Raw genomic sequence first — 19,318 nt, forward strand, 5'->3', positions numbered from 1 at the left:
GCTCCATCTCTTAGATTTAGAGCCGGATGATTTCAGGTCGAACAAACCTGAAATCATCCGGCTCTAGACTTTGGCCGACCATATGCGCCTTTCCCTCGACATCATGTCGGTCGACCGCGCCTCGGACGAGCCGATGCACCGGCAGATCTATGGCGCCTTGCGGCGCTTCATCCTCGACGGCCAGATCCAGCAGAACACGCTTTTGCCCTCGACCCGCTCTCTGGCCGAGGATCTGAAAGTCGGCCGCAACACGGTGATTGCCGCCTACGACCAGTTGCTTGCCGAAGGCTTCATCGAGGCGCGCGCCGGATCCGGCACCTGGGTAGCGCCGATCCAGCAGAAGCGCCCGCCGGCCTCGCTGCGCGCCGGTCTCGCCGCTCCGCAAAAGCTCTCGCGGCGCGGCCAGACCATCGTCAACGGCCCGCAGCCGCCGCGCAATGCCGGCGTCATCAACTTCCATCCCGGGGTGCCGGAAACGGCATCCTTCCCCTTCACCATCTGGTCGAGCCTTCTGGTGCGCAATGCGCGCAGCCGTGACGAGAATCTGCTTGGCTATCTCTCCTTTGCCGGTCATCCGGGCCTGCGCCAGGCCATCGCCTCGACCATCAGCCTGTCGCGCGGCATCAACTGCACCGCCGACCAGGTCATCATCGTCACCGGCGCGCAGGCGGCGCTCGACCTCGCCTCGCGCGTGCTGATGGACGAAGGCGACCATGTCTGGATGGAGGAGCCCGGCTATCTCGGCGCCAAAAGCGCCTTCCTCGCCAGCGGCGCCAGGCTCGCGCCGCTGAAGGTCGACCGGCACGGCTGGCACCTCGCCGACCCCGAGCTGCCGCCGCCACGGCTGATCTATGTGACGCCGTCCTGCCAATGGCCGTTCGGTACCATTATGCGCATCGAGGAGAGGCTGCAGCTGCTCGACATCGCCGAGCGCCACGGCGCCTGGATCGTCGAGGACGACTATGACGGCGAGTACCGTTTTCGTGGCCGGCCCGTGCCGGCTTTGCGCGGCCTCGATCATGCCGACCGCGTCGTCTATATCGGCTCCTTCGGCAAGACGCTGATCCCGGCGCTGCGCATCGGCTATCTCATCGTGCCGCGCGAACTGTCGGTGCCCTTCGACCGCGCCGTCTCCATCACCGGCCAGTTCGCGCCGCTGATCCTGCAGGCCACGGTCAACGACTTCATCACGCAAGGCTACTTCGCCACGCATCTGAAGCGCATGCGCCGGCTCTATGCGCGCCGGCAGGCCAATTTCGTCAAGCTGTGCCAAGAGCATCTGTCCGATTGGCTGGCCGTGACCGAGAACGATTCCGGCATGCAGCTGCTGGCGAGTTTTACAAGACCCTACAAGGACAGCGACGTCGTAGCCGCCGCCGTGAAGGAAGGGTTGGACGTGCAGGGCATCTCCATCAACTACCATTCAAGCGAGCCCGAACACGGCCTGCTCCTGGGCTACGCCGCCATGGACGAACGCCAGATCCTGCGCGCCGTGCTGGCGTTGCGGGCCGCGTTTACGCGGCTGGACCGGCAGTAGGCCGGCCTAGAGCGGCGTGTTTCAGTTCACACTATCGAACTTCTGCAGATCCACTGGGGCTGCCTTGCGCACCTCGACATCGTCCAGCGAAGCGTTTTCCAGTGCCACGCGAGCCGCCGCGTCGATGTTGTGGATCATGTCGTCGATCTCGGCATCGCCATGCGCCGGGTTCATTGCCACCATCACCGTGCGGTTGAGGATGTCGAGCGACCCCTTGCCGAGATCGTCGGCATAGGTCAGCCGCAGACCCTTGTTTTCCGGCAGCGTGTAGGGATTGAGCGCCGCGTGATGCGCACCCTCATGCATCAGCACCTGGTCCCACTGGGTAAAATTGTGGCGGCCAGTCTTCCCGGCAATGACGCTCGGAATGGTCTTGGAAAAGGTTTGCGCCGACTGTTCGCTCGGCAAAAGATACATCACCTGCGCCGCGCAGTCGTCATCGGGGCTGTTCATCGGCGATGGCGTCAGGCCGAGATTGCCGAGATGGCGCGTGCCGGCCAGCACCTTCTTCTTCTCCGCCCGCATCGCCTCGATGATGCCATCGAGACGGTCGAGTTGGACATTGAGCATGGCGCCCATCAGTTCCGAGGCGCGCGCGCCGATGCCGGCGAACGGCTTGATGCTGTCGCTGCGGCCTTGCCAGTAGAAATGGCAGGGATCGATGGCGCAGCGCGCCCGCTCCGCCACCTTCGGATCGCTGGTGGCGATGCCGCCGCCCTCGCCCGAGGTCATGTTCTTGAAGTAGTTGAAGGAATAGGCGCCGGCATGGCCAATGGAGCCGAGCTTCTTGCCCTCATAGCCGCCGCCAATGCCCTGGCATACATCCTCCAGCACGAGCAGGCCGCGTTTTTTGGCGATGTCCATGATGGCATTCATGTTGCAGGCGGCACCCCACATATGCACAGGAATGACCGCTTTGGTGCGCGGGCCGATAGCGTCGCGCAGGGCTGCCGGATCGATGGTGAGGCTCTCGTCGATATCGACGATGACCGGAATGGCGCCGACCGAGAGCACGGCGGTGGCTGTCGCCATATAAGTGTGCGCCGGCACCAGCACTTCATCGCCAGGCCCGATGCCGAGCCCGATCAGGCCGGCGGCGAGGCCATAGGTGCCACTGGCGGCCAGCGCGAAATGCTCGACGCCGAGATGCCTGGCATAGCGAGCCTCGAAGCGGTCGCATTCGCTGTTGTCGCCATAGCGAAACAGCGCGCCCGAGCGGATCACCCTGGCAATGGCTTCGATCTCTTCTTCGCCGGCAGTGTACATGGCAGCTCTCCATATCGCTTGATGGTGTGAAAGCTCTACGCTTGCCGGCGCTGTTTGAAAGAACCACTCCGCGGCGATCGGACCAAGCCATCCCGGCTGCGCGAGGACGGGTTTGACGCCGAATGTGGGCATAACGAATGAAATCGGCATTCCACAATGCAGGCCCCGCGGAAAAATCGTACCCATCCGAATTCGCTGAAGTGGCCCTGTTGGAAAGCCGGCTTTGGGCGTTCCATCGCGTCCAGTTGGGCAAACGGTCGGTTCCATGCAGCACGGGACACACTTTGGAAGACCCTCGCAACCGGCGTGCCGGCAAGATGGTGGCCGTTCATGAATGCCCCCATGAATGCCCAAAGGCGACAGCTTGTGCTGCATGAAGACGATGTCGGCATGTGCCATGGCGCCAACAGCGCCTTCCTCGAACTGGCCGGGCTAGGCGCCTGCAGCTCCGGCGCGGTGATGGTGCCTTGCCCGTGGTTCCCCGAGATGGCCGAAGCGGCAGCCGCGGACCCTGCCCTCGATCTCGGCGTCCACCTGACGCTGAACAGCGAAAAGCAGCACTACAAATGGCGCCCGTTGACCTCGCCGTCGCGCGCGGCCGGCCTGACCGACGAGTTCGGCTATTTCTGGCCCGATGTCGCGACCACCCGCCGCAAGGCGGCACCACAAGCGGTCGAGACCGAGCTGCGCGCCCAGATCGACAACGCCTATCGCGCCGGCATCGACGTCACCCATCTCGACGCCCATATGGGCGCGGCCCTGTCGCCCGAGTTCTGCGACGTCTACATCAGGCTGGGCCTGGAATACCGACTGCCGGTGCTGCTGACCAAAACCCTGTCGGCCTATTCGCCCAACGACAATCTGGTCGGTGTCACCGAAGAGGGTTTCCAGCGCGGCGTCACTGAAGCCCGTGCCAAAGGCTTTGTCATCTTCGACGCCGCCATCCAGACGACCTGGGGCCGTCCGCGCTCAAAGCCGATTGAACCCGCTTACAAGGCATTGGTCGAAGGGGTGCGCGAAGGCCTGACCTTCTTCTGCCTGCATTTCAACGCGCCGGGCGAGCTCGAGTTGATCGAGCCGCGCTCCGCCTATATCCGCACCGAGGAATATGAACTCTTCCGCGACCAGGCTTTTCGCGACTGGCTCGGCACGCAGGACATCGACATCATCGGCATGAAGCCCTTGCGCGAGGAACTGCGCGCCAGGCTTGGAGCATCGACACCGGCAAAGGCCCGCAAAGCGGCCACCCGGTCAGCGCTGTAAGCCGATCCTTCGGCCTGCGGCGCAAAGAGGGAATTGGAACTGCAACGACAATGGGAGAATGACATGAAGACCGTTCTGAAACTGGCGCTCGGCGCGCTTGTCTCGATGAGTATGTTGGCGGGCGTCGCGCAGGCCGCTGGCCTGAAGGACCCGAAGGACGTCCGCATCACCTTCGTGGTGCATGGTTCGGCCTCCGATCCCTACTGGTCGGTGGTCAAGCGCGGTGTCGATGATGCGGCCGCACTCACCGGCGCCAAGGTCGAATATTACGCGCCGCAGGTCTTCGACGTGGTCGAGCAGTCCCGCCTGCTCGATGCGGCGATCGCCACCAATCCCGACGGCATCGCGGTCTCCATCGCCGACGCCAATGCGCTCGGCAAATCGGTCAAGGCGGGTCTCGCCGCAAACATCCCGATGGTGGTTCTGGATTCCGGCGAGAAGGAAGGCGCAGAGCTCGGGACGACCATGTATGTCGGCACGGTCTCCGAATATGATTCCGGCAAGAAGGCCGGTGAGCGGCTGGCCAAGGAAGGCACGTTCAAGGTCGTCTGCATCAACCACGAGGTCGGCAATGTCAGCCTCGACCAGCGCTGCCAGGGCTTGAATGACGGGCTGAAGCCTTCCGGCGGCGGCACTGAAGTCCTGACCGTGTCTCCCGATCCGGCCGACATCCAGCGCCGCACCGAAGCCTATCTGTCGGCGCATCCCGACACCCAGGCCGTGTTTGCGCTCGGCGCCACCGCCGCCAATCCGCTGATCCCGTTCTTCCGGCAGAAGGAACTGTTCGGCAAGATCAAGCTCTACACGTTCGACATCAGCCCCGAAGTTCTGGATTCCGTCGTCGCCGGCGAAATGGGCTTCGGCATGGACGCCCAGCAATATCTGATGGGCTATTTGCCGGTGATCTATCTCGTCGAGCACGCCACGCACGGCTTCTGGCCGCAGAACAACGCCTATACCGGCCCGCTGTTCATCGACTCACCCGACAAGGCCAAGGCGATCCTGGCGCTCGCCAAGGACGGCATCCGCTAAAGCAATTCCAGGAAAAGTGTGAAGCGGTTTTCCGTCCGGAATTGCGCAAAACAAGAGAAACGGTGAAACGCTCTAGGCAAGAAACCAAACGGATCGGGGAGCCGCCATGCGCTCCCCCGATCTCTGGTCGACATTGCGAAGTGAGCGATTGGGGAGCCTAATGACAGCCGTGGAAGACAAGGCGATACCTTCAGAAGGGCCGGTCAAGGACCGTTTCGGCATGACGTCGAAGCGCGCCGCCGGCGCCGATGAGCGGCTGGCCAGCACCGGCCGGCTGACGCAGTGGCTGCGCCGGCCAGAAGCGGGTGCCGCCGGCGGCCTGATCGCCACCATCATCATTTTCGCGCTGCTGCCGGGGGCGTCGAACCTCTATTCGCTGCAGGGGTCGATGACCTTCCTGACGCTGGCGGCCGAACTTGGCATCATCGCCACGGCCGCCGCGCTCCTCATCATCGCCGGCGAATTCGATCTCTCCGTTGGCTCGATGGTCGGCTTCGCTGGCGTCGTCATCGGCCTGACGGTCAAATATTGGGGCCTGCCGCTATGGGGCGGCATCGCCTGCGCCTTCGCGGTGGCCATCCTCACCGGCTACGTCAATGGCCTGATCGTGGTGAAGACCCGCCTACCCTCCTTCATCGTCACGCTGGCCTCGCTCTATATCCTGCGCGGCCTGTCGATCGGCATCACCCGCGCCGTCACCGGCCGCACGCAGATCCCATACATCCTCGACGGCGCGCCGGACCCGGCCACCGCCGGCCTGTTCAACGGCCATCTCCTGACCGGCTTCTTCCACTGGATGGGTACGCAAGGCTGGATCGCCACCCGCACCGACGGCATCCCCTTCGTCGTCGGCATTCCGATGTCGATCGTCTGGTGGCTCGGCCTGACCGCGCTCGCCGGTTATGTCCTGACCCAGACCAAGTACGGCAACTGGATCTTCGCCACCGGCGGCGACCTCAATGCCGCCCGCAATGTCGGCGTGCCGGTCGACCGGGTAAAGATCGCGCTGTTCATCTACACCGCCTGTGCCGCGACCTTGCTGGCCACCATCCAGGTCATGGAGGCCGGCTCAGCCGACACCACGCGCGGCCTGCTCAAGGAATTCGAGGCCATCATCGCCGCGGTCATCGGCGGCGTGCTGCTCACCGGCGGCTACGGCACCGTCTATGGCGTGCTGTTCGGCGCACTGATCTTCGGCCTGGTGCAGATGGGCATCTTCTACACCGGCATCGACACCGACTGGTTCAAGGTCTTCCTCGGCATCGTCATCCTGATGGCGGTGCTGGTCAACAACTACATCCGCCTCAAGGCGCTGGGACGCGGAGGCGGCAAATGACCCAAGCCATTCAGCCAGCCATGGAACTGCGTGGCGTGTCGGTCAATTTCGGTTCGGTGCGCGCGCTGCAGGACATCGACATCAAGGTCTATCCTGGAGAGGTGCACTGCCTGCTCGGCGACAACGGCGCCGGGAAGTCGACACTGATCAAGGTGCTCTCGGGCGTGCATCGGCCGAGCAAGGGCGAGATTTTCGTCGACGGCAAGCGGGTCGCCTTCCGCAGCCCGCGCGACGCGCAGGACCTCGGCGTCGCAACCGTGTTCCAGGACCTCGGCATGATCTCGCTGATGTCGATCACCCGCAACTTCTTCCTCGGCCGCGAGCCAACGAAGAGCAGCTTGCCCTTCTCGCGCTTCGACAAGGAGCGTGCCAACGCGATTGCCCGCCAGGCGATGGCAGACATCGGCATTGACGTCCGCGACCCGACACAGGCCGTCGGCACGCTGTCGGGCGGCGAGCGCCAGTCGGTGGCGATCGCGCGCGCCGTGCATTTCGGCGCCAAAGTGCTGATCCTCGACGAACCGACATCGGCGCTCGGCGTGCATCAGGCGGCAATGGTGCTGAAATTCATCATCGAGGCGCGCATGCGCGGACTGGCGGTGATCTTCATCAGCCACAACATCCACCACGCCTACCCCGTCGGCGACACTTTCACGCTGCTCAACCGCGGCCGCAACCGTGGCACCTACGCCAAATCCGAGATCTCGCGCGACGAGGTGATTTCGATCATGTCGGGCGGCGAGGATCTGAAAGCGGTCGAGGCGGAGATCGCCGGCCTGTTGGCGCAGATCGGCAACCGGCCATCGGCGGCGCCGTGACGTTTCAGACCATCAAGAGAGACATTGCATGAGCAGGATACGGGTCGGCGTCATCGGCGCCGGCATGATTTCGCAGGTCGAGCATATTCCAAACCTGTTGCGGCTCGGCGATTTGTTCGAATTGGTCGGCGTCGCCGATCCGTCGAAGGTCTCGCGGCAGTTTGTTACCGACACTCACGGGTTTGGCAACTTCGAAACGCCGGAGCAGCTGTTCGACCAGAAGCTCGACGCCGTCGTCATCGGCTCGCCCGACCCGCTGCATCACGAGCAGGTGCTGGCCGGACTCCAGCGCGGCCTGCATGTCTTCTGCGAAAAGCCGCTCTGCTATTCACCGGAGGAGATCGCCGAGATCGTCGCCGCGCGCGACAAGGCCGGCAAGGTGATGCAGGTCGGTTATATGAAGCGCTTCGATCCGAGCTATCGGCTGGCGCTGGCCTCGCTGCCCGGCACGGCAAAGACGCTGCGGTCCGTCTCGGTCGAGGTCAATGACCCCGATGCCTGGCCGTTCATCGCCCACCAGCGCTATATCCGCGGCAATGACATTCCGAAAGAGTTGATTGCCGCCGCGCAAGGCAAGCAGAAACAACAGGTCGAACGCGCCATCGGCCAGCCTTTGACCGATCTCGCTTTCCGTGGATTTACCGGCGCTTACAGCTCCGCCTTGATTCACGATGTGAATGCCGTGCACGGCCTGCTCGACGCGCTCGGCGTGGCGGACGGCGAGGTCGTCGGCGCGCAGATCTTCGCGAATGGCGATGGCGGCCAGGGTGCGGTGAGACTGCTCAACGACCAGGCGCTGTGGACGATGACGCATCTCACCGTGCCGAAGCTCGCCGACTACAAGGAGCGCATCACGCTGTTCTTCGACGATGCCAGCCTCGAGCTCGAATTCCCCTCGCCTTGGCTCAACCATCATCCGACCCGGCTGACGGTCAAGACGTCGGACGGCCATACGCTATCGACCAGGGACCTGCGCGCCGGCTATGGCGAAGCCTTTGTCGAGGAGATGCGAGGCTTCTGGGGCGCGATCGTCAACGGTGACGCGGTGGTCAACCCACCCGAACACGCCGCCCGCGACCAGGCATTGCTGATCGCGCTGACCAAGCGGCATTTGGCAGGATAGCCTGCGGGACCCCGCTTCTACCTGGTGTTGATGACGCCGTCGGTATTGGCGAGCAGCTTGCGCACGGCATTGCGGGCCGCCTCCGGCCGCTGCAGCCGAATGGCCTTCTCGATCGCCTCGTGCAGATGCTGTGCGTGCTGCAGATCGTCGAGTTCGCGCGTCGTAAAAGTGAACAGGTTATCGAAAGCGGATTCGATCAGCACGCCGAGCGGCACCAGCAGATCGTTGCCGGAGGCACGCAGGATGGCGAGATGGAAGCGCGTGTCGGCCCGCGTGCGCTCCTGCAGGCTGGTCGCCTCGCCCATCTCGCGGCAGGCCTGGCTGATCTCGGCCATCTGCTCCTCGGTGCGCCGCATGGCGGCAAAGGCGGTCGCTTCCGGCTCGATGATGTGGCGGAACTCTTGCACCGTTTTCAGGAACACTTCGCGGTCGGGCGAGGTCGCATACCAGGCCAGCACATCGCGGTCGAGCAGGTTCCAGCGCTCCCTGGGTTCAACCCAACTGCCGATCTTGGGGCGTGATGCCAAAAGGCTTTTGGCCATCAGCATCTTGATCGCTTCGCGCACCGCCGAGCGGCTGACGTTGAAGGTTTCCGACCATTTGGCTTCATTGGGCAGGATGGTGCCCGGCGGATAATCGCCGCGCACGATCCGAAGCCCGATTTCGCTGGCCAGCGACGCGTGCACGCTGGAGCCGGGCACCCGGGTTGCGTCGGCCCGACGAAGCGCCGCCGGGCGCTCGGCGGCCGCCGCCTTGTCGGGCTTCTTTCCCTTATTCGGCTTTCCGTCCCTCATGCGTCCACAAAGTCCGGATTTCGAAAGCTGTCAAGCAGAGGAAAGGGCGTTGGCGGCAAAGCCTGAGGCTGTGCACAGATCAGGTTACAACCTTGCCTCCAAAGCCCTGCCCGCCCTATTTGACGTATTTGCGCCAGCTATGCTCGGGACGGAAGCCGAGCAAGTCCCTGGCCTTGCGGTTGGAGAGCAGCGTCTCATATTCGCCGAGCTCCGCCTTGACCGGCACATTGGGGTAAAACCGCTTCAACAGCTCGGCCGTCGGCAGGTCGGACGAGGTGTCGTCATTGGCGGCGTTGAAGACCTGAAAGCCGAGACCGTCCTTTTCCACCGCGCGCAGCGTGATCTGGCCGAGGTCGCGGGCATCGACATAGCTCCAGGCGATACGCTTGCGGAAACCCGGATCGGCGAACCATTTCGGAAACAGCGAATATTCATGCGGTTCGATGACGTTGCCGATGCGCAGCGCATAGATGTCGGTGCCGTTGCGCTGCGCAAAGGCGCGCGCCGTGTGTTCGTTGACGACCTTGGACAGCGCATAGCTGTCCATCGGATCGACGTCGTATTCTTCGTCGAGCGGGAAATATTTGGGGTCGCGCGGTTCGTTGGCGAATACCACGCCATAGGTCGTCTCGCTGGATGCGATCACCACCTTCTTGATGCCGAGCTTCACTGCCGCTTCGATGACATTGTAGGTGCCCATCGCATTGATGCGAAACACCTCATTGTCGGGCGTGATCATGATGCGCGGGATGGCGGCGAAATGCACGACGGCATCGACCGGCTGCGAGCGCAGCGACGGGTCGAATTCATGCAGGCCCATGTAGCTCGTCAGCGCGTTGAACACCTGGCCGCTGTCGGTGATGTCGGTGATCAGCGTGCGCACCTTGGGATTGTCGAGCGGTTTGGTGTCGATGTTGAGCACCTGGCAGCCCTGCTCGACCAGATATTGCACGACATGGCGCCCGGCCTTGCCACTGCCGCCGGTGAACATGATCCGCTTCGTCATTTTCGCCTCCAATGCCTAGGATTCCTGTGTATTGTCAGACAATATGGCATTCCGCAACCACCCTCGCCGGCAAAACGGCGGCGCCAGATATCAATCATTGCAACAGGACTTCAAGACATGACCACGACTGCCGCGAGCGAAAAGATCGGCTTCATCGGCCTTGGCCTGATGGGGCACGGCATCGCCAAGAACATCGTCGACAAGGGGTATAAGCTGACCTTCCTTGGCCGCAAGAACCGCAAGCCGGCGGAAGACCTGCTAGGCCGCGGCGCCAAGGAAGCAGCAACCTCGCGCGACGTGGCGGCGGCGTCCGATATCGTCTTCATCTGCGTCACCGGCTCGCGCGAGGTCGAAGCCATCATCCGCGGCCCCGGCGGCCTCAAGGAGGGCCTGAAGAAGGGCTCGGTCGTCGTCGACTGCTCGACCTCCGATCCGGTCTCGACAGTGGCGCTGGCGGCGGAACTCAAGGAGATCGGCGTCGACTTTGTCGACGCGCCGCTGAGCCGCACTCCGAAGGAAGCCTGGGAAGGCACGCTTGACGCCATGGTCGGCGCGCCCGACGCGCTCTTTGCGCGTGTGAAGCCTGTCATCGAAACCTGGGCCGGGCGCATCGTCCACATCGGCAACACCGGCGACGGTCACCGTATGAAGCTGCTCAACAACTTCATCTCGCTGGGCTACGCCGCGATCTATTCCGAGGCGCTGGCGCTGGCCGAGAAGGTCGGCATCTCGCCGCCGCGTTTTGACAGCGTCATCCGCAACGGCCGCATGGATTGCGGCTTCTACCAGACCTTCATGCGCTGGACGCTGGAAGGCGACCGCGACGCGCACAAATTCACCATCGCCAATGCCTTCAAGGACCTGACCTATCTGGAATCGATGGCGGGTTCGGCCGGCATCGCCAACCCGCTCGGCAACGCCACCAAGAATTCCTTCGCCGGCGCCCACGCTACCGGGCCGGCCGAGCAGTTCGTGCCGATGCTGGCCACGCATATCGCCAAGGTGAACGGCGTCGATCTCATGCCTAGCAAGGACGGCAAGAAGCAGACGATCTGATCAGCCGATCTCCCCCGGTGTGGGGGAGATCGTACTGCCTCACCGCCGCGCCTTGCCGATCCCCTCATCCGTATTGGCCAGCAACTTTCGCACCGCGTTGCGGGCCGCGTCGGGCCGCTGCAGGCGGATGGCCTTCTCGATCGCTTCGTGCAGCTTCTGGGCGTGCTGCTGGTCGCTGACCTGTATGGTCGTGAAGACGAAGAGATGGTCGAGCGCCGATTCGATCAGCACGCCGAGCGGCACCAAAAGATCGTTGCCGGAGGCGCGCAGGATCGTGAGATGAAAGCGCGTATCGGCGCGGATACGCTGCTGCAGGCTCAGCGCCTCGCCCATTTCCCGGCAGGCCTGGCTGATCTCGGCCATCTGCTCGTCGCTGCGTCGCATCGCGGCAAAGGCGCTGGCTTCCGGTTCTATGATGTGACGGAACTCCTGCACCGTGCGCAGGAACGCCTCCCGGTCCGGCCCGGTCGCATACCAGGCCAGCACATCGCGGTCGAGCAGGTTCCAGCGTTCCCTGGGCTCGACCCAGCTGCCGATCTTGGGCCGTGAAGCCAGCAGGCTTTTGGCCATCAGCATTTTGATGGCTTCGCGCACCGCCGAGCGGCTGACGTTGAACATCTCCGCCCATTTGGCTTCGTTTGGCAGGATGGCGCCTGGCGGATAGTCGCCGCGCACGATCCGAAGCCCGATCTCGTTGGCCAGCGAGGCGTGTACACTGGAGCCGGGGGGCCAGGCCGTATCCGGTCGTCGAACAGCGGTGGCAACCGGGCCGGCCGGCGCATCTATCCTGGCGGATCGCCTTCTTGGTATGTCGTCCGGCATCGTCGGCATCGGCAATTTGTCGCAGGGAAACCGTCCGGAATTGTCCGTGCCCTTCGCCGAAAGCAAGACGCATGAGCCCGTCAAAGCCGGAGCTGCCGCCCCGACAATGTTGCCTGTCCTTGTCCCTGAGGAAAATGACGGGGCGCCCTCAAAGGACGCCCCGGTATCGCCGACTATTTCTGGATGCAGGTGTCGACCGTATCCTTGGTGCATTCGTCGAGGCCGGTGAACACCGGATCGGCGACGGCCTTGCCTTCGATGAGATCGATCATCACCGACGGCGCCTTGTAGCCCATTTCGAACGGCCGCTGGCCGACCAGCGCGGTCACCAGCCCGTCCTTGGCGATCGCCACCTCGTCGCCGATCGTGTCGGCGGCTCCGATGACGAAATCATTGCTGGCGATGCGGTCCTTGAGCGGCCCAAACAGGTCGCGATAGGGCTGCGGGGCGCCGAACAGCGGCCAGCCGCCCATGATGCCGAAGGCGTCGAGCTTCGGGTTGGCGGCGAGGATGTCGGTCATCGCCTGCACGCCCTTGGCGCCATCGTCATTGGTGAACACCGGGCAGCCGGCGGCTTCAGTCCAGCCGCCTTCGCCGGCGAGTGCCGCCAGGCCTTCTTTGCCCGACAGCGCATCGCGCATGCCTTGCGCGCGGCGCAGGATGTTGTCGGCCGCCGGATTGCCTTCGATGGTGCAGATCGTGCCGCCGTTCGGCTTGCCCTTCTTGATGTACTCACCGATCTTGTGACCCATCAGATAGTTGTCGGTGCCGAGATAGGTCTTGCGAAGTGCTGCATCTTCCTTGGCCAGGTCGGCGTCGAGGGTCATGATCGGGATCGTCGGATTGGCGGTCTTGATCGTCTGCGCGATCAGCGGCGCGTTGGACGGCGAAATCGCCATCGCCACCGTGTCGGCCTTGCTCAGCATATCCTGCACGATCTGCGCCTCGCCGGCCTCGTCGGATGTCGACGCCGGGCCGGTGTAGAAGCACTCATACTCCGAGCTGGCGTTTTCCTTGTTCCACTTCTCGCAGCCCTGGTGGATGGCCTCGAAGAACGGATTGTCGAGACCTTTCACCACGATGACGAGCTGCTTCTTGGCCAAAGCCGGCCCGGCGCCCAGCGCCATGGCGGCGACGGCGGCAAGCAAAACTGTTTTCCTCATATCAGTCCTCCCTTGGAAACAGACGGACACGACGTGCCCGCCACACGAACCAACCCGGAATACGGTGACAGAGGGTCGCTATGCGAGCGCTCTTGTCAGCAAGCCAGGTCGATAAGCATTTCATTTCGGTCAGCCGGTTCGAAAAGAAGCCGGCTGGCACCGACGCATTCCTGCGATCCCACGCAAACCGGCACGGGGTCGGCAGGTTACTCCTCCGCCCTCCAGCTAATATCGGCTTGTGGCCAACGTCAATGGTATTTGTCCTACAAAACGGATTTTTAGATTCCGCCTGCCGATTGACGCCCGTGCAGTCATTTGCGTAAATGGAATTCAACATCGCTGTCCCGGGAGGAGCTGGGCGAGCGAGGCCGCGGGCAGAACCGGCGGTCTGAGCATGATCCCGAAAAGTGGGAACCGGTTTTCGGAAGAGATCATGCTCCAACAACAAAGTGTTGGATCTGGATGACGTTTCAACCAAACGTCATCCCAGATCCAAGTCACGGGGAGGCAAGAAGGCTGGTGGCGGTTCTCGAACTCACCAACATCTCGAAACATTTCGGCGCCATCCAGGCGGTCAACGACGTCTCGTTGTCCATCGAGCCGGGACAGGTCGTCGGCTTGATGGGCGACAACGGCGCCGGCAAGTCGACGCTGGTCAAGATGATCGCCGGCAATTTCCGCCCGAGCCACGGCTCGATGCAGATGGACGGCAAGGAGCTGATCCTGCACAAGCCGGTGGAGGCGCGCCAGCACGGCATCGAGATCGTCCACCAGGATCTGGCGCTGTGCAACAATCTGACCGCCGCCGCAAACGTCTATCTCGGCCGCGAATTACGCCGGGGCGTCGGCCCGTTCCGCATCCTCGATTATGCCGCCATGTACAAGCGCGCCGGGCAGATTTTTGCCGAACTGAAATCGGAGACGCGGCCGCGCGACCTGGTCAAGCAGATGTCGGGCGGCCAGCGCCAGGCGGTGGCCATCGCCCGCACCATGTTGTCGCAAGCCAAGATCGTGCTGATGGATGAGCCGACGGCGGCGATTTCGGTCCGCCAGGTCGCAGAAGTGCTGAACCTGATCCGCCATCTGCGCGACCAGGGCATCGCTGTGGTGCTGATCAGCCACCGCATGCCCGACGTCTTCGACGTCGCCGACCGCGTCATCGTCATGCGGCGCGGCAGGAAAGTCGCCGACAAGAGGATCGCATCCAGTTCGCCCGAGGAAGTCACCGGGCTGATCACCGGCGCGATCGAACAGGTCTGATTAGGGGATAAATGTCGACAATGGCAGTCACGCTTGACCAGACGATCGCGCAGAAACAGCACAGCTTTTTCTCGCGCATGTTCGCCAGCCAGACCTTCTGGGTGGTGATTGCCGTCATCATCGCCTGCATTTTCCTGTCGTTTGCCACCGACGCTTTTGCGACGCAGAAAAACCTCTACAACATCACCCGCAACATCACCTTCGTCGCCATCATTGCGCTCGGCATGACGTTCGTCATCATCACCGGCGGCATCGACCTGTCGGTCGGCTCGGTGCTGTGCCTGTCGTCGATGGTGCTGGCCGTCACCATGCATGCCGGCTATTCGATCGAAATCGGCATCCTCGCCTCGATCGCCACCGCGCTCGCCATCGGCGCCTTTAACGGCATATTGATTGCCTATCTCGGCTTTCCACCCTTTGTGGTGACGCTCGGCATGCTGTCGATCGCGCGCAGCCTTGCCATGGTCGCCTCCAACAACACCGTAGTCTTCCAGTTCGGCCCGGACCACGACAAGCTTCTGGCGCTGGGCGGCGGCGCCTGGGTGTTCGGCATCGCCAATCCGGTGCTCTACATGATCCTTCTGGCGCTGATCACCGGCTTCACGCTACGCTGGACCAAATTCGGCCGGCACATCTTCGCCATTGGCGGCAATGAGCACGCGGCGACGCTGACCGGCGTTCCCGTCAAGCAGATCAAGGTCGCCGTCTACATGATCTCGGCGCTGGCGGCCGGCATTGCCGGCATCATCCAGACGGGATGGCTGGGCGCCGTCACCACCAACCTCGGCACCGGCATGGAACTGCAGGTGATCGCCGCCACCGTCATCGGCGGCGCCAATCTGGCCGGCGGCGTCGGCACGGCCTTCGGCGCCATAGTCGGTGCAGCACTCATCGAAGTGATCCGCAACAGCCTTGGCCTGCTCGGCATCAATGCCTTCTGGCAAGGTGTGTTCATCGGCGGCGCCATCCTGCTTGCGGTGCTGTTCGACCGCATCCGCAACTTCAGGCGCAATGACTGAACCTTCCGCTGGAAACCATTGCTTTGACATCGAAATCCCTGTTCGACCTTAGCGGCCGGCTGGCGCTGATCACCGGCTCCGGCCAAGGCATCGGCCTCGCATTGGCGCGCGGTCTTGCCGAGCATGGTGCCAGTGTCGTGCTCAACGGCCGCGATGCCGGCAAGGTCGCGAACGCAGTGACAGGTTTGCGCGATGCCGGCTTCACGGCGCACGCCTCGACCTTCGACGTGACGGACTTTCGCGCCGTCGATGCGGATGTCGCCCGCATCGAGGCCGAGATCGGTCCGATCGACATCCTGATCAACAATGCCGGCATCCAGTTTCGCGCCCCGCTCGAGGACTTTCCCGAGGAGCAGTGGGAGCGGCTGTTCAAGACCAATGTCTCCGGCGCCTTCCATGCCGGCAAGGCGGTCGCCCGCAACATGATCGCGCGCGGAAAAGGCAAGATCATCAACATCGGCTCGGTGCAGAGCGAACTCGCCCGGCCTAACATCGCGCCCTATACGGCAACCAAGGGTGCGATCCGCAACCTGACTCGGGGCATGTGCACAGACTGGGCGAAATATGGGCTTCAGATCAACGCCATTGCGCCCGGCTATTTCCGCACCGAGATGAACCAGGCGCTGGTCGACAACCAGGAATTCTCCGCCTGGCTGGAAAAGCGCACGCCTGCCGGTCGCTGGGGTTATGTCGACGAGCTGATCGGCGCCGCCGTGTTCCTGGCGTCGGACGCATCATCCTTCGTCAACGGCCACACCCTCTATGTCGACGGCGGCATGACGGCTTCGGTTTGAGGCACGCCTTGCCTTCTCCCCTTGTGGGAGAAGGCAAAACCCTATCGCTCAGTCTGAAAATCCGCTGCCGCGCATGGCAGCACACGGCTGCTTTGGCCCTGCGCCTTGACGGGAGCCCGAACTCAGCCGCACAATCCCGGGTGCAGGCGAAGGGAGGCCAGTCGTCTGCGGGAGGATATACCCATGACGGACGCGATCAGGCTCTATTGGGGCCGGTTCGGACATGTTTCTGTCCTGAATGTCGCCAGCGACTTCGTCACCCATGCTCATGTCGAGGCCCATATCATCATCTGGCTGGAAGGCACGGCCGGCGAGATGACCATCGGCCGCGAGACGGTGGCGTTGGGACCCGGCACCGCCGCAGGGATCAACTCCTACCAGCCTCACAGCCATGTCCTGTCGCAGAATGGCAGGCCGGGTTTGTTCCTCGCCTTCTATATTGATCCAGACTGGGCGCGCCGGCGCCGCGACTTGCCGTCGTCGGCGCCGCTGTTTGCCCAGGCTGCGATCACGCTCGAACCCTGGCTGCATCAGGCCGCCGCCAATCTGCTCGATCATCTGAGCGACAATGAAAGCGTCGACGACATCGCCAATTACGAGATCGAGCGCTTCATCGATAGCGTGCTTGACGCCGCCGACGCTTCGGCGCCGCAAGAGGCGCGCATCCGCATCAACACCATGCAGGATTTCCGCGTCCGCAAGGCGATCCAGCTGATGAAGGCCAATGTCTGCGAGCGTATTTCGTTCGATGACGTCGCCCGCAGCGTTGGCCTGTCGCGGCCGCATTTCTTCGCATTGTTCAAGGAACAGACCAATCTGACGCCCAATGTCTATTGGAACACGCTGCGCATGGAGGAAGCCGTGCGGCAGTTGCAGTGGTCGCAGGAAGCCGCTGATCTCGGTCGCTTGCAATCTCGGCTTCACCACTCAGGGCAATTTCTCGCGCTTCTTCCGCGACCATGTCGGAGTGCCGCCGACGCTTTACCGAGAGGCAGCGCGGGCCATGGCCTGAGCAAGCCGCTCGTTTTTCAGACTCCTTGATAGGGCCGCAAGACCCATTGATAAGCGCGGCACCGGCCGCCGCCCTACCTTGAATGTAGATTCGATTGCTAGGGAACGAGCTCATGGTTGATGTCACCATATCCAGCGTCATCGACGCGCCCGTCGAGAAGGTCTGGGCGCGCATTCGCGACTTCAACGGCCTGCCGGGCTGGCATCCGCGCATGGTGGAAAGCCATATCGAGGACGGCAAGGACGCCGGCACCATCGGCTGCGTGCGCAATTTCGAGCTCGCCAGTGGCGCCCGCATTCGTGAAAAACTGCTCGATTTCTCCGACGAGAATTTCCGCGTCAGCTACTCCATCCTGGAGACGCCGCAGCCGCTGACCAATCACAAGGCAACGCTGCAATTGCGCCGCGTGACCGATGGCGACCGCACCTATGCCGAATGGACCGCCAGCTTCGATGCCGTGCCGGAAGAGGCCGACAAGATCGCCGCCGGCATGGGCGCCAACGTCTTCCAGGGCGGCTTCAATGCGCTGAAGAGCCATTTTTCCGGCGAAAGCTGAACCAAGGAGCCTGCCATGGCACTTGCCCTCCAGACCTTTCCGACCATCAGGGACGCCAACGCAGCGCTGAAGGCGTCCGGCTCGCGCTATCTCGGCGGCGGCACGCTGGTCGTGCGCGCCACCAATGAAGGCGATGTCTCCGTCACCAGCCTTGTCCGGTCCACCGATCCCTCGCTCTCGGCCATCGAGATCGCCGGCGGCAAAGCCCGCATCGGCGCCTCCGTGACCATGGCGGCCATCGCCCGCCATCCGCAGCTCGGCGCCATCGCCAAAGCGGCGCGCGCGGTCGGCGGCCCCGCGATCCGCAACATGGCGACGGTCGGCGGCAATCTGTTTGCGCCGGCGCCCTACGGCGATTTCGCGGTTGCGCTGCTGGCGCTGGATGCGACCGTCAGCACCGATGATGGGGAATTGCCGATTGGGGATTTTTTGGCCAAGCGGGACGACAACCACGCCATCGTCACCTCAGTCAGCTTCGCGCTGCCGAAGGCCGACAGCTTCCGCTTCCTGAAAGTGTCGCGCGTGAAGCCCAAGGGCGTCTCGGTGCTGAGCATCGCCGCCGCGCTCGAACAGGCCGGCGACGGCGCAATATCCTCGGCGCGGATCGCGCTCGGCTGCATGGCCGACCGGCCGATGCGTGCACGCGCGGCGGAAAAGGCGCTGATCGGCAGGCGGCTTGACCGGGACGGCATCGCAGCAGCGCAGGCTGCGGCAGGTGAAGGCACTTCGCCGATCACCGACCCGATCGCTAGCGCCTGGTATCGCGCCGAGGTCCTGCCGGTCCATCTCGGTCGTCTGCTGCTTACTTAACCACCGGTAGGGGGCGCGCGTCTGTCCGATCAATCGGGCAGGCGCGCTGGGAGGAAAACATGGCAAAGGTTCCGGTTCAGTTCACGCTCAACGGCAGCGAGAAAGCCGAATTCGTTGAGAGTGGCACAACACTGCTGCACGCGCTGCGCAACAAGATCGGCGACACATCGCCGAAAGGCGGCTGCCATCAAGGCACCTGTGGCGCCTGCTCGGTCATCATCGACGGCGAACTCCGGCTCTCTTGCCTGACCCTGGCCGAGACCTGCAATGGGGCGGCAATCACCACGACATCGGGCCTCGCCGAAGCCGGCGTCCTGCATCCACTGCAGCGCGCCTTCCTCGATGCCTTCGCCACGCAATGCGGCTTCTGCACGCCGGGCATGATCATGGCCGCCAATGTGCTGCTCGACCACACGCCGAATCCCAGCCGCGAGGACGTCGTCGAAGCGCTGTCGGGCAACATCTGCCGCTGCACCGGCTATGAGCCGATCATCCAGGCGGTGCTGACCGCGGCGCGCGCCAATTCGCAGAACGCCGCCTAGAGCCGGATGATTTCAGGTCGAATCGACCTGAAATCTGAATCCGGCTCTAAATCAAAGAGATAGAGCATGATGTCGTCCGAAAACCGCTTCACACTTTTCGGCATCATGC

19 protein-coding genes are annotated in these 19,318 nt (G+C 63.3%); 14 read left to right on the forward strand and 5 right to left on the reverse strand.

Going from position 1 to position 19,318, the window contains the following annotated elements:
- Positions 1-82 precede the first annotated feature (82 nt).
- A complete protein-coding gene (gene mocR / locus ACYHH6_RS27580; protein WP_352583747.1) occupies positions 83-1,537 on the forward strand; it encodes a rhizopine catabolism transcriptional regulator MocR in 1,455 nt (484 codons plus the stop codon).
- Between the two features lie 21 nt (positions 1,538-1,558).
- Here the strand turns inward: mocR and ACYHH6_RS27585 are convergent, their stop codons facing one another.
- Entirely contained in the window at positions 1,559-2,803 is a 1,245-nt protein-coding gene (locus tag ACYHH6_RS27585; RefSeq protein ID WP_352583745.1) for a DegT/DnrJ/EryC1/StrS family aminotransferase, read from the reverse strand.
- Between the two features lie 342 nt (positions 2,804-3,145).
- Here ACYHH6_RS27585 and ACYHH6_RS27590 point away from each other — a divergent pair, with 342 nt between their 5' ends.
- The 5 genes from ACYHH6_RS27590 (at position 3,146) to ACYHH6_RS27610 (ending at position 8,375) form a co-directional block, all read left to right on the forward strand.
- Positions 3,146-4,066, forward strand: coding sequence for a ChbG/HpnK family deacetylase (locus ACYHH6_RS27590; protein WP_352583743.1), 921 nt, complete (start codon positions 3,146-3,148; stop codon positions 4,064-4,066).
- 63 nt (positions 4,067-4,129) lie between these two features.
- The gene (locus tag ACYHH6_RS27595; protein ID WP_352583741.1) at positions 4,130-5,098 is read left to right on the forward strand and encodes a rhizopine catabolism ABC transporter substrate-binding protein; all 969 of its coding nucleotides are present in this window, start codon (positions 4,130-4,132) and stop codon (positions 5,096-5,098) included.
- Positions 5,099-5,318: 220 nt separating this feature from the next.
- Positions 5,319-6,434: an ABC transporter permease gene (locus tag ACYHH6_RS27600; RefSeq protein WP_352584327.1), complete on the forward strand. Its 1,116-nt coding sequence runs from the start codon at positions 5,319-5,321 to the stop codon at positions 6,432-6,434.
- Positions 6,431-7,252, forward strand: a complete 822-nt coding sequence (locus tag ACYHH6_RS27605) for an ATP-binding cassette domain-containing protein (RefSeq protein ID WP_352583739.1) — start codon at positions 6,431-6,433, stop codon at positions 7,250-7,252. The genes ACYHH6_RS27600 and ACYHH6_RS27605 overlap by 4 nt, the downstream gene beginning before the upstream one ends.
- Positions 7,253-7,280: 28 nt before the next feature.
- Positions 7,281-8,375: a Gfo/Idh/MocA family protein gene (locus ACYHH6_RS27610; protein ID WP_352583737.1), complete on the forward strand. Its 1,095-nt coding sequence runs from the start codon at positions 7,281-7,283 to the stop codon at positions 8,373-8,375.
- A gap of 17 nt (positions 8,376-8,392) precedes the next feature.
- On the opposite strand, the gene ACYHH6_RS27615 is transcribed toward ACYHH6_RS27610, so the two are convergent.
- Together ACYHH6_RS27615 and ACYHH6_RS27620 are read right to left on the reverse strand one after the other, a co-directional pair.
- Positions 8,393-9,169: a FadR/GntR family transcriptional regulator gene (locus ACYHH6_RS27615; RefSeq protein ID WP_352583736.1), complete on the reverse strand. Its 777-nt coding sequence runs from the start codon at positions 9,167-9,169 to the stop codon at positions 8,393-8,395.
- A 115-nt stretch (positions 9,170-9,284) separates the two neighbouring features.
- Positions 9,285-10,175, reverse strand: a complete 891-nt coding sequence (locus ACYHH6_RS27620) for an NAD-dependent epimerase/dehydratase family protein (RefSeq protein ID WP_142868237.1) — start codon at positions 10,173-10,175, stop codon at positions 9,285-9,287.
- 117 nt (positions 10,176-10,292) lie between these two features.
- Here ACYHH6_RS27620 and ACYHH6_RS27625 point away from each other — a divergent pair, with 117 nt between their 5' ends.
- The gene (locus ACYHH6_RS27625; protein WP_352583734.1) at positions 10,293-11,231 is read left to right on the forward strand and encodes an NAD(P)-dependent oxidoreductase; all 939 of its coding nucleotides are present in this window, start codon (positions 10,293-10,295) and stop codon (positions 11,229-11,231) included.
- A 39-nt stretch (positions 11,232-11,270) separates the two neighbouring features.
- Here the strand turns inward: ACYHH6_RS27625 and ACYHH6_RS27630 are convergent, their stop codons facing one another.
- Together ACYHH6_RS27630 and ACYHH6_RS27635 are read right to left on the reverse strand one after the other, a co-directional pair.
- The gene (locus ACYHH6_RS27630) at positions 11,271-12,053 is read right to left on the reverse strand and encodes a FadR/GntR family transcriptional regulator (RefSeq protein ID WP_352584325.1); all 783 of its coding nucleotides are present in this window, start codon (positions 12,051-12,053) and stop codon (positions 11,271-11,273) included.
- A 173-nt stretch (positions 12,054-12,226) separates the two neighbouring features.
- The gene (locus ACYHH6_RS27635; RefSeq protein ID WP_352583732.1) at positions 12,227-13,216 is read right to left on the reverse strand and encodes a sugar-binding protein; all 990 of its coding nucleotides are present in this window, start codon (positions 13,214-13,216) and stop codon (positions 12,227-12,229) included.
- A 519-nt stretch (positions 13,217-13,735) separates the two neighbouring features.
- Between ACYHH6_RS27635 and ACYHH6_RS27640 the strand changes: the two genes are divergently transcribed.
- The 7 genes from ACYHH6_RS27640 (at position 13,736) to ACYHH6_RS27670 (ending at position 19,209) form a co-directional block, all read left to right on the forward strand.
- The gene (locus ACYHH6_RS27640; protein WP_112560281.1) at positions 13,736-14,476 is read left to right on the forward strand and encodes an ATP-binding cassette domain-containing protein; all 741 of its coding nucleotides are present in this window, start codon (positions 13,736-13,738) and stop codon (positions 14,474-14,476) included.
- 20 nt (positions 14,477-14,496) lie between these two features.
- Entirely contained in the window at positions 14,497-15,495 is a 999-nt protein-coding gene (locus tag ACYHH6_RS27645; protein WP_352583731.1) for an ABC transporter permease, read from the forward strand.
- Between the two features lie 23 nt (positions 15,496-15,518).
- Positions 15,519-16,289, forward strand: a complete 771-nt coding sequence (locus ACYHH6_RS27650; protein ID WP_435053222.1) for an SDR family oxidoreductase — start codon at positions 15,519-15,521, stop codon at positions 16,287-16,289.
- 183 nt (positions 16,290-16,472) lie between these two features.
- Complete coding sequence (locus ACYHH6_RS27655; RefSeq protein ID WP_352583729.1) at positions 16,473-17,330, forward strand: helix-turn-helix domain-containing protein; 858 nt, start codon at positions 16,473-16,475, stop codon at positions 17,328-17,330.
- 83 nt (positions 17,331-17,413) lie between these two features.
- Entirely contained in the window at positions 17,414-17,857 is a 444-nt protein-coding gene (locus ACYHH6_RS27660; protein ID WP_352583727.1) for an SRPBCC family protein, read from the forward strand.
- Between the two features lie 15 nt (positions 17,858-17,872).
- A complete protein-coding gene (locus tag ACYHH6_RS27665; protein ID WP_352583725.1) occupies positions 17,873-18,667 on the forward strand; it encodes an FAD binding domain-containing protein in 795 nt (264 codons plus the stop codon).
- Between the two features lie 59 nt (positions 18,668-18,726).
- Positions 18,727-19,209, forward strand: coding sequence for a (2Fe-2S)-binding protein (locus ACYHH6_RS27670; RefSeq protein ID WP_352583723.1), 483 nt, complete (start codon positions 18,727-18,729; stop codon positions 19,207-19,209).
- Positions 19,210-19,318 lie beyond the last annotated feature (109 nt).

It is taken from the genome of Mesorhizobium sp. P171375, from assembly GCF_057786075.1.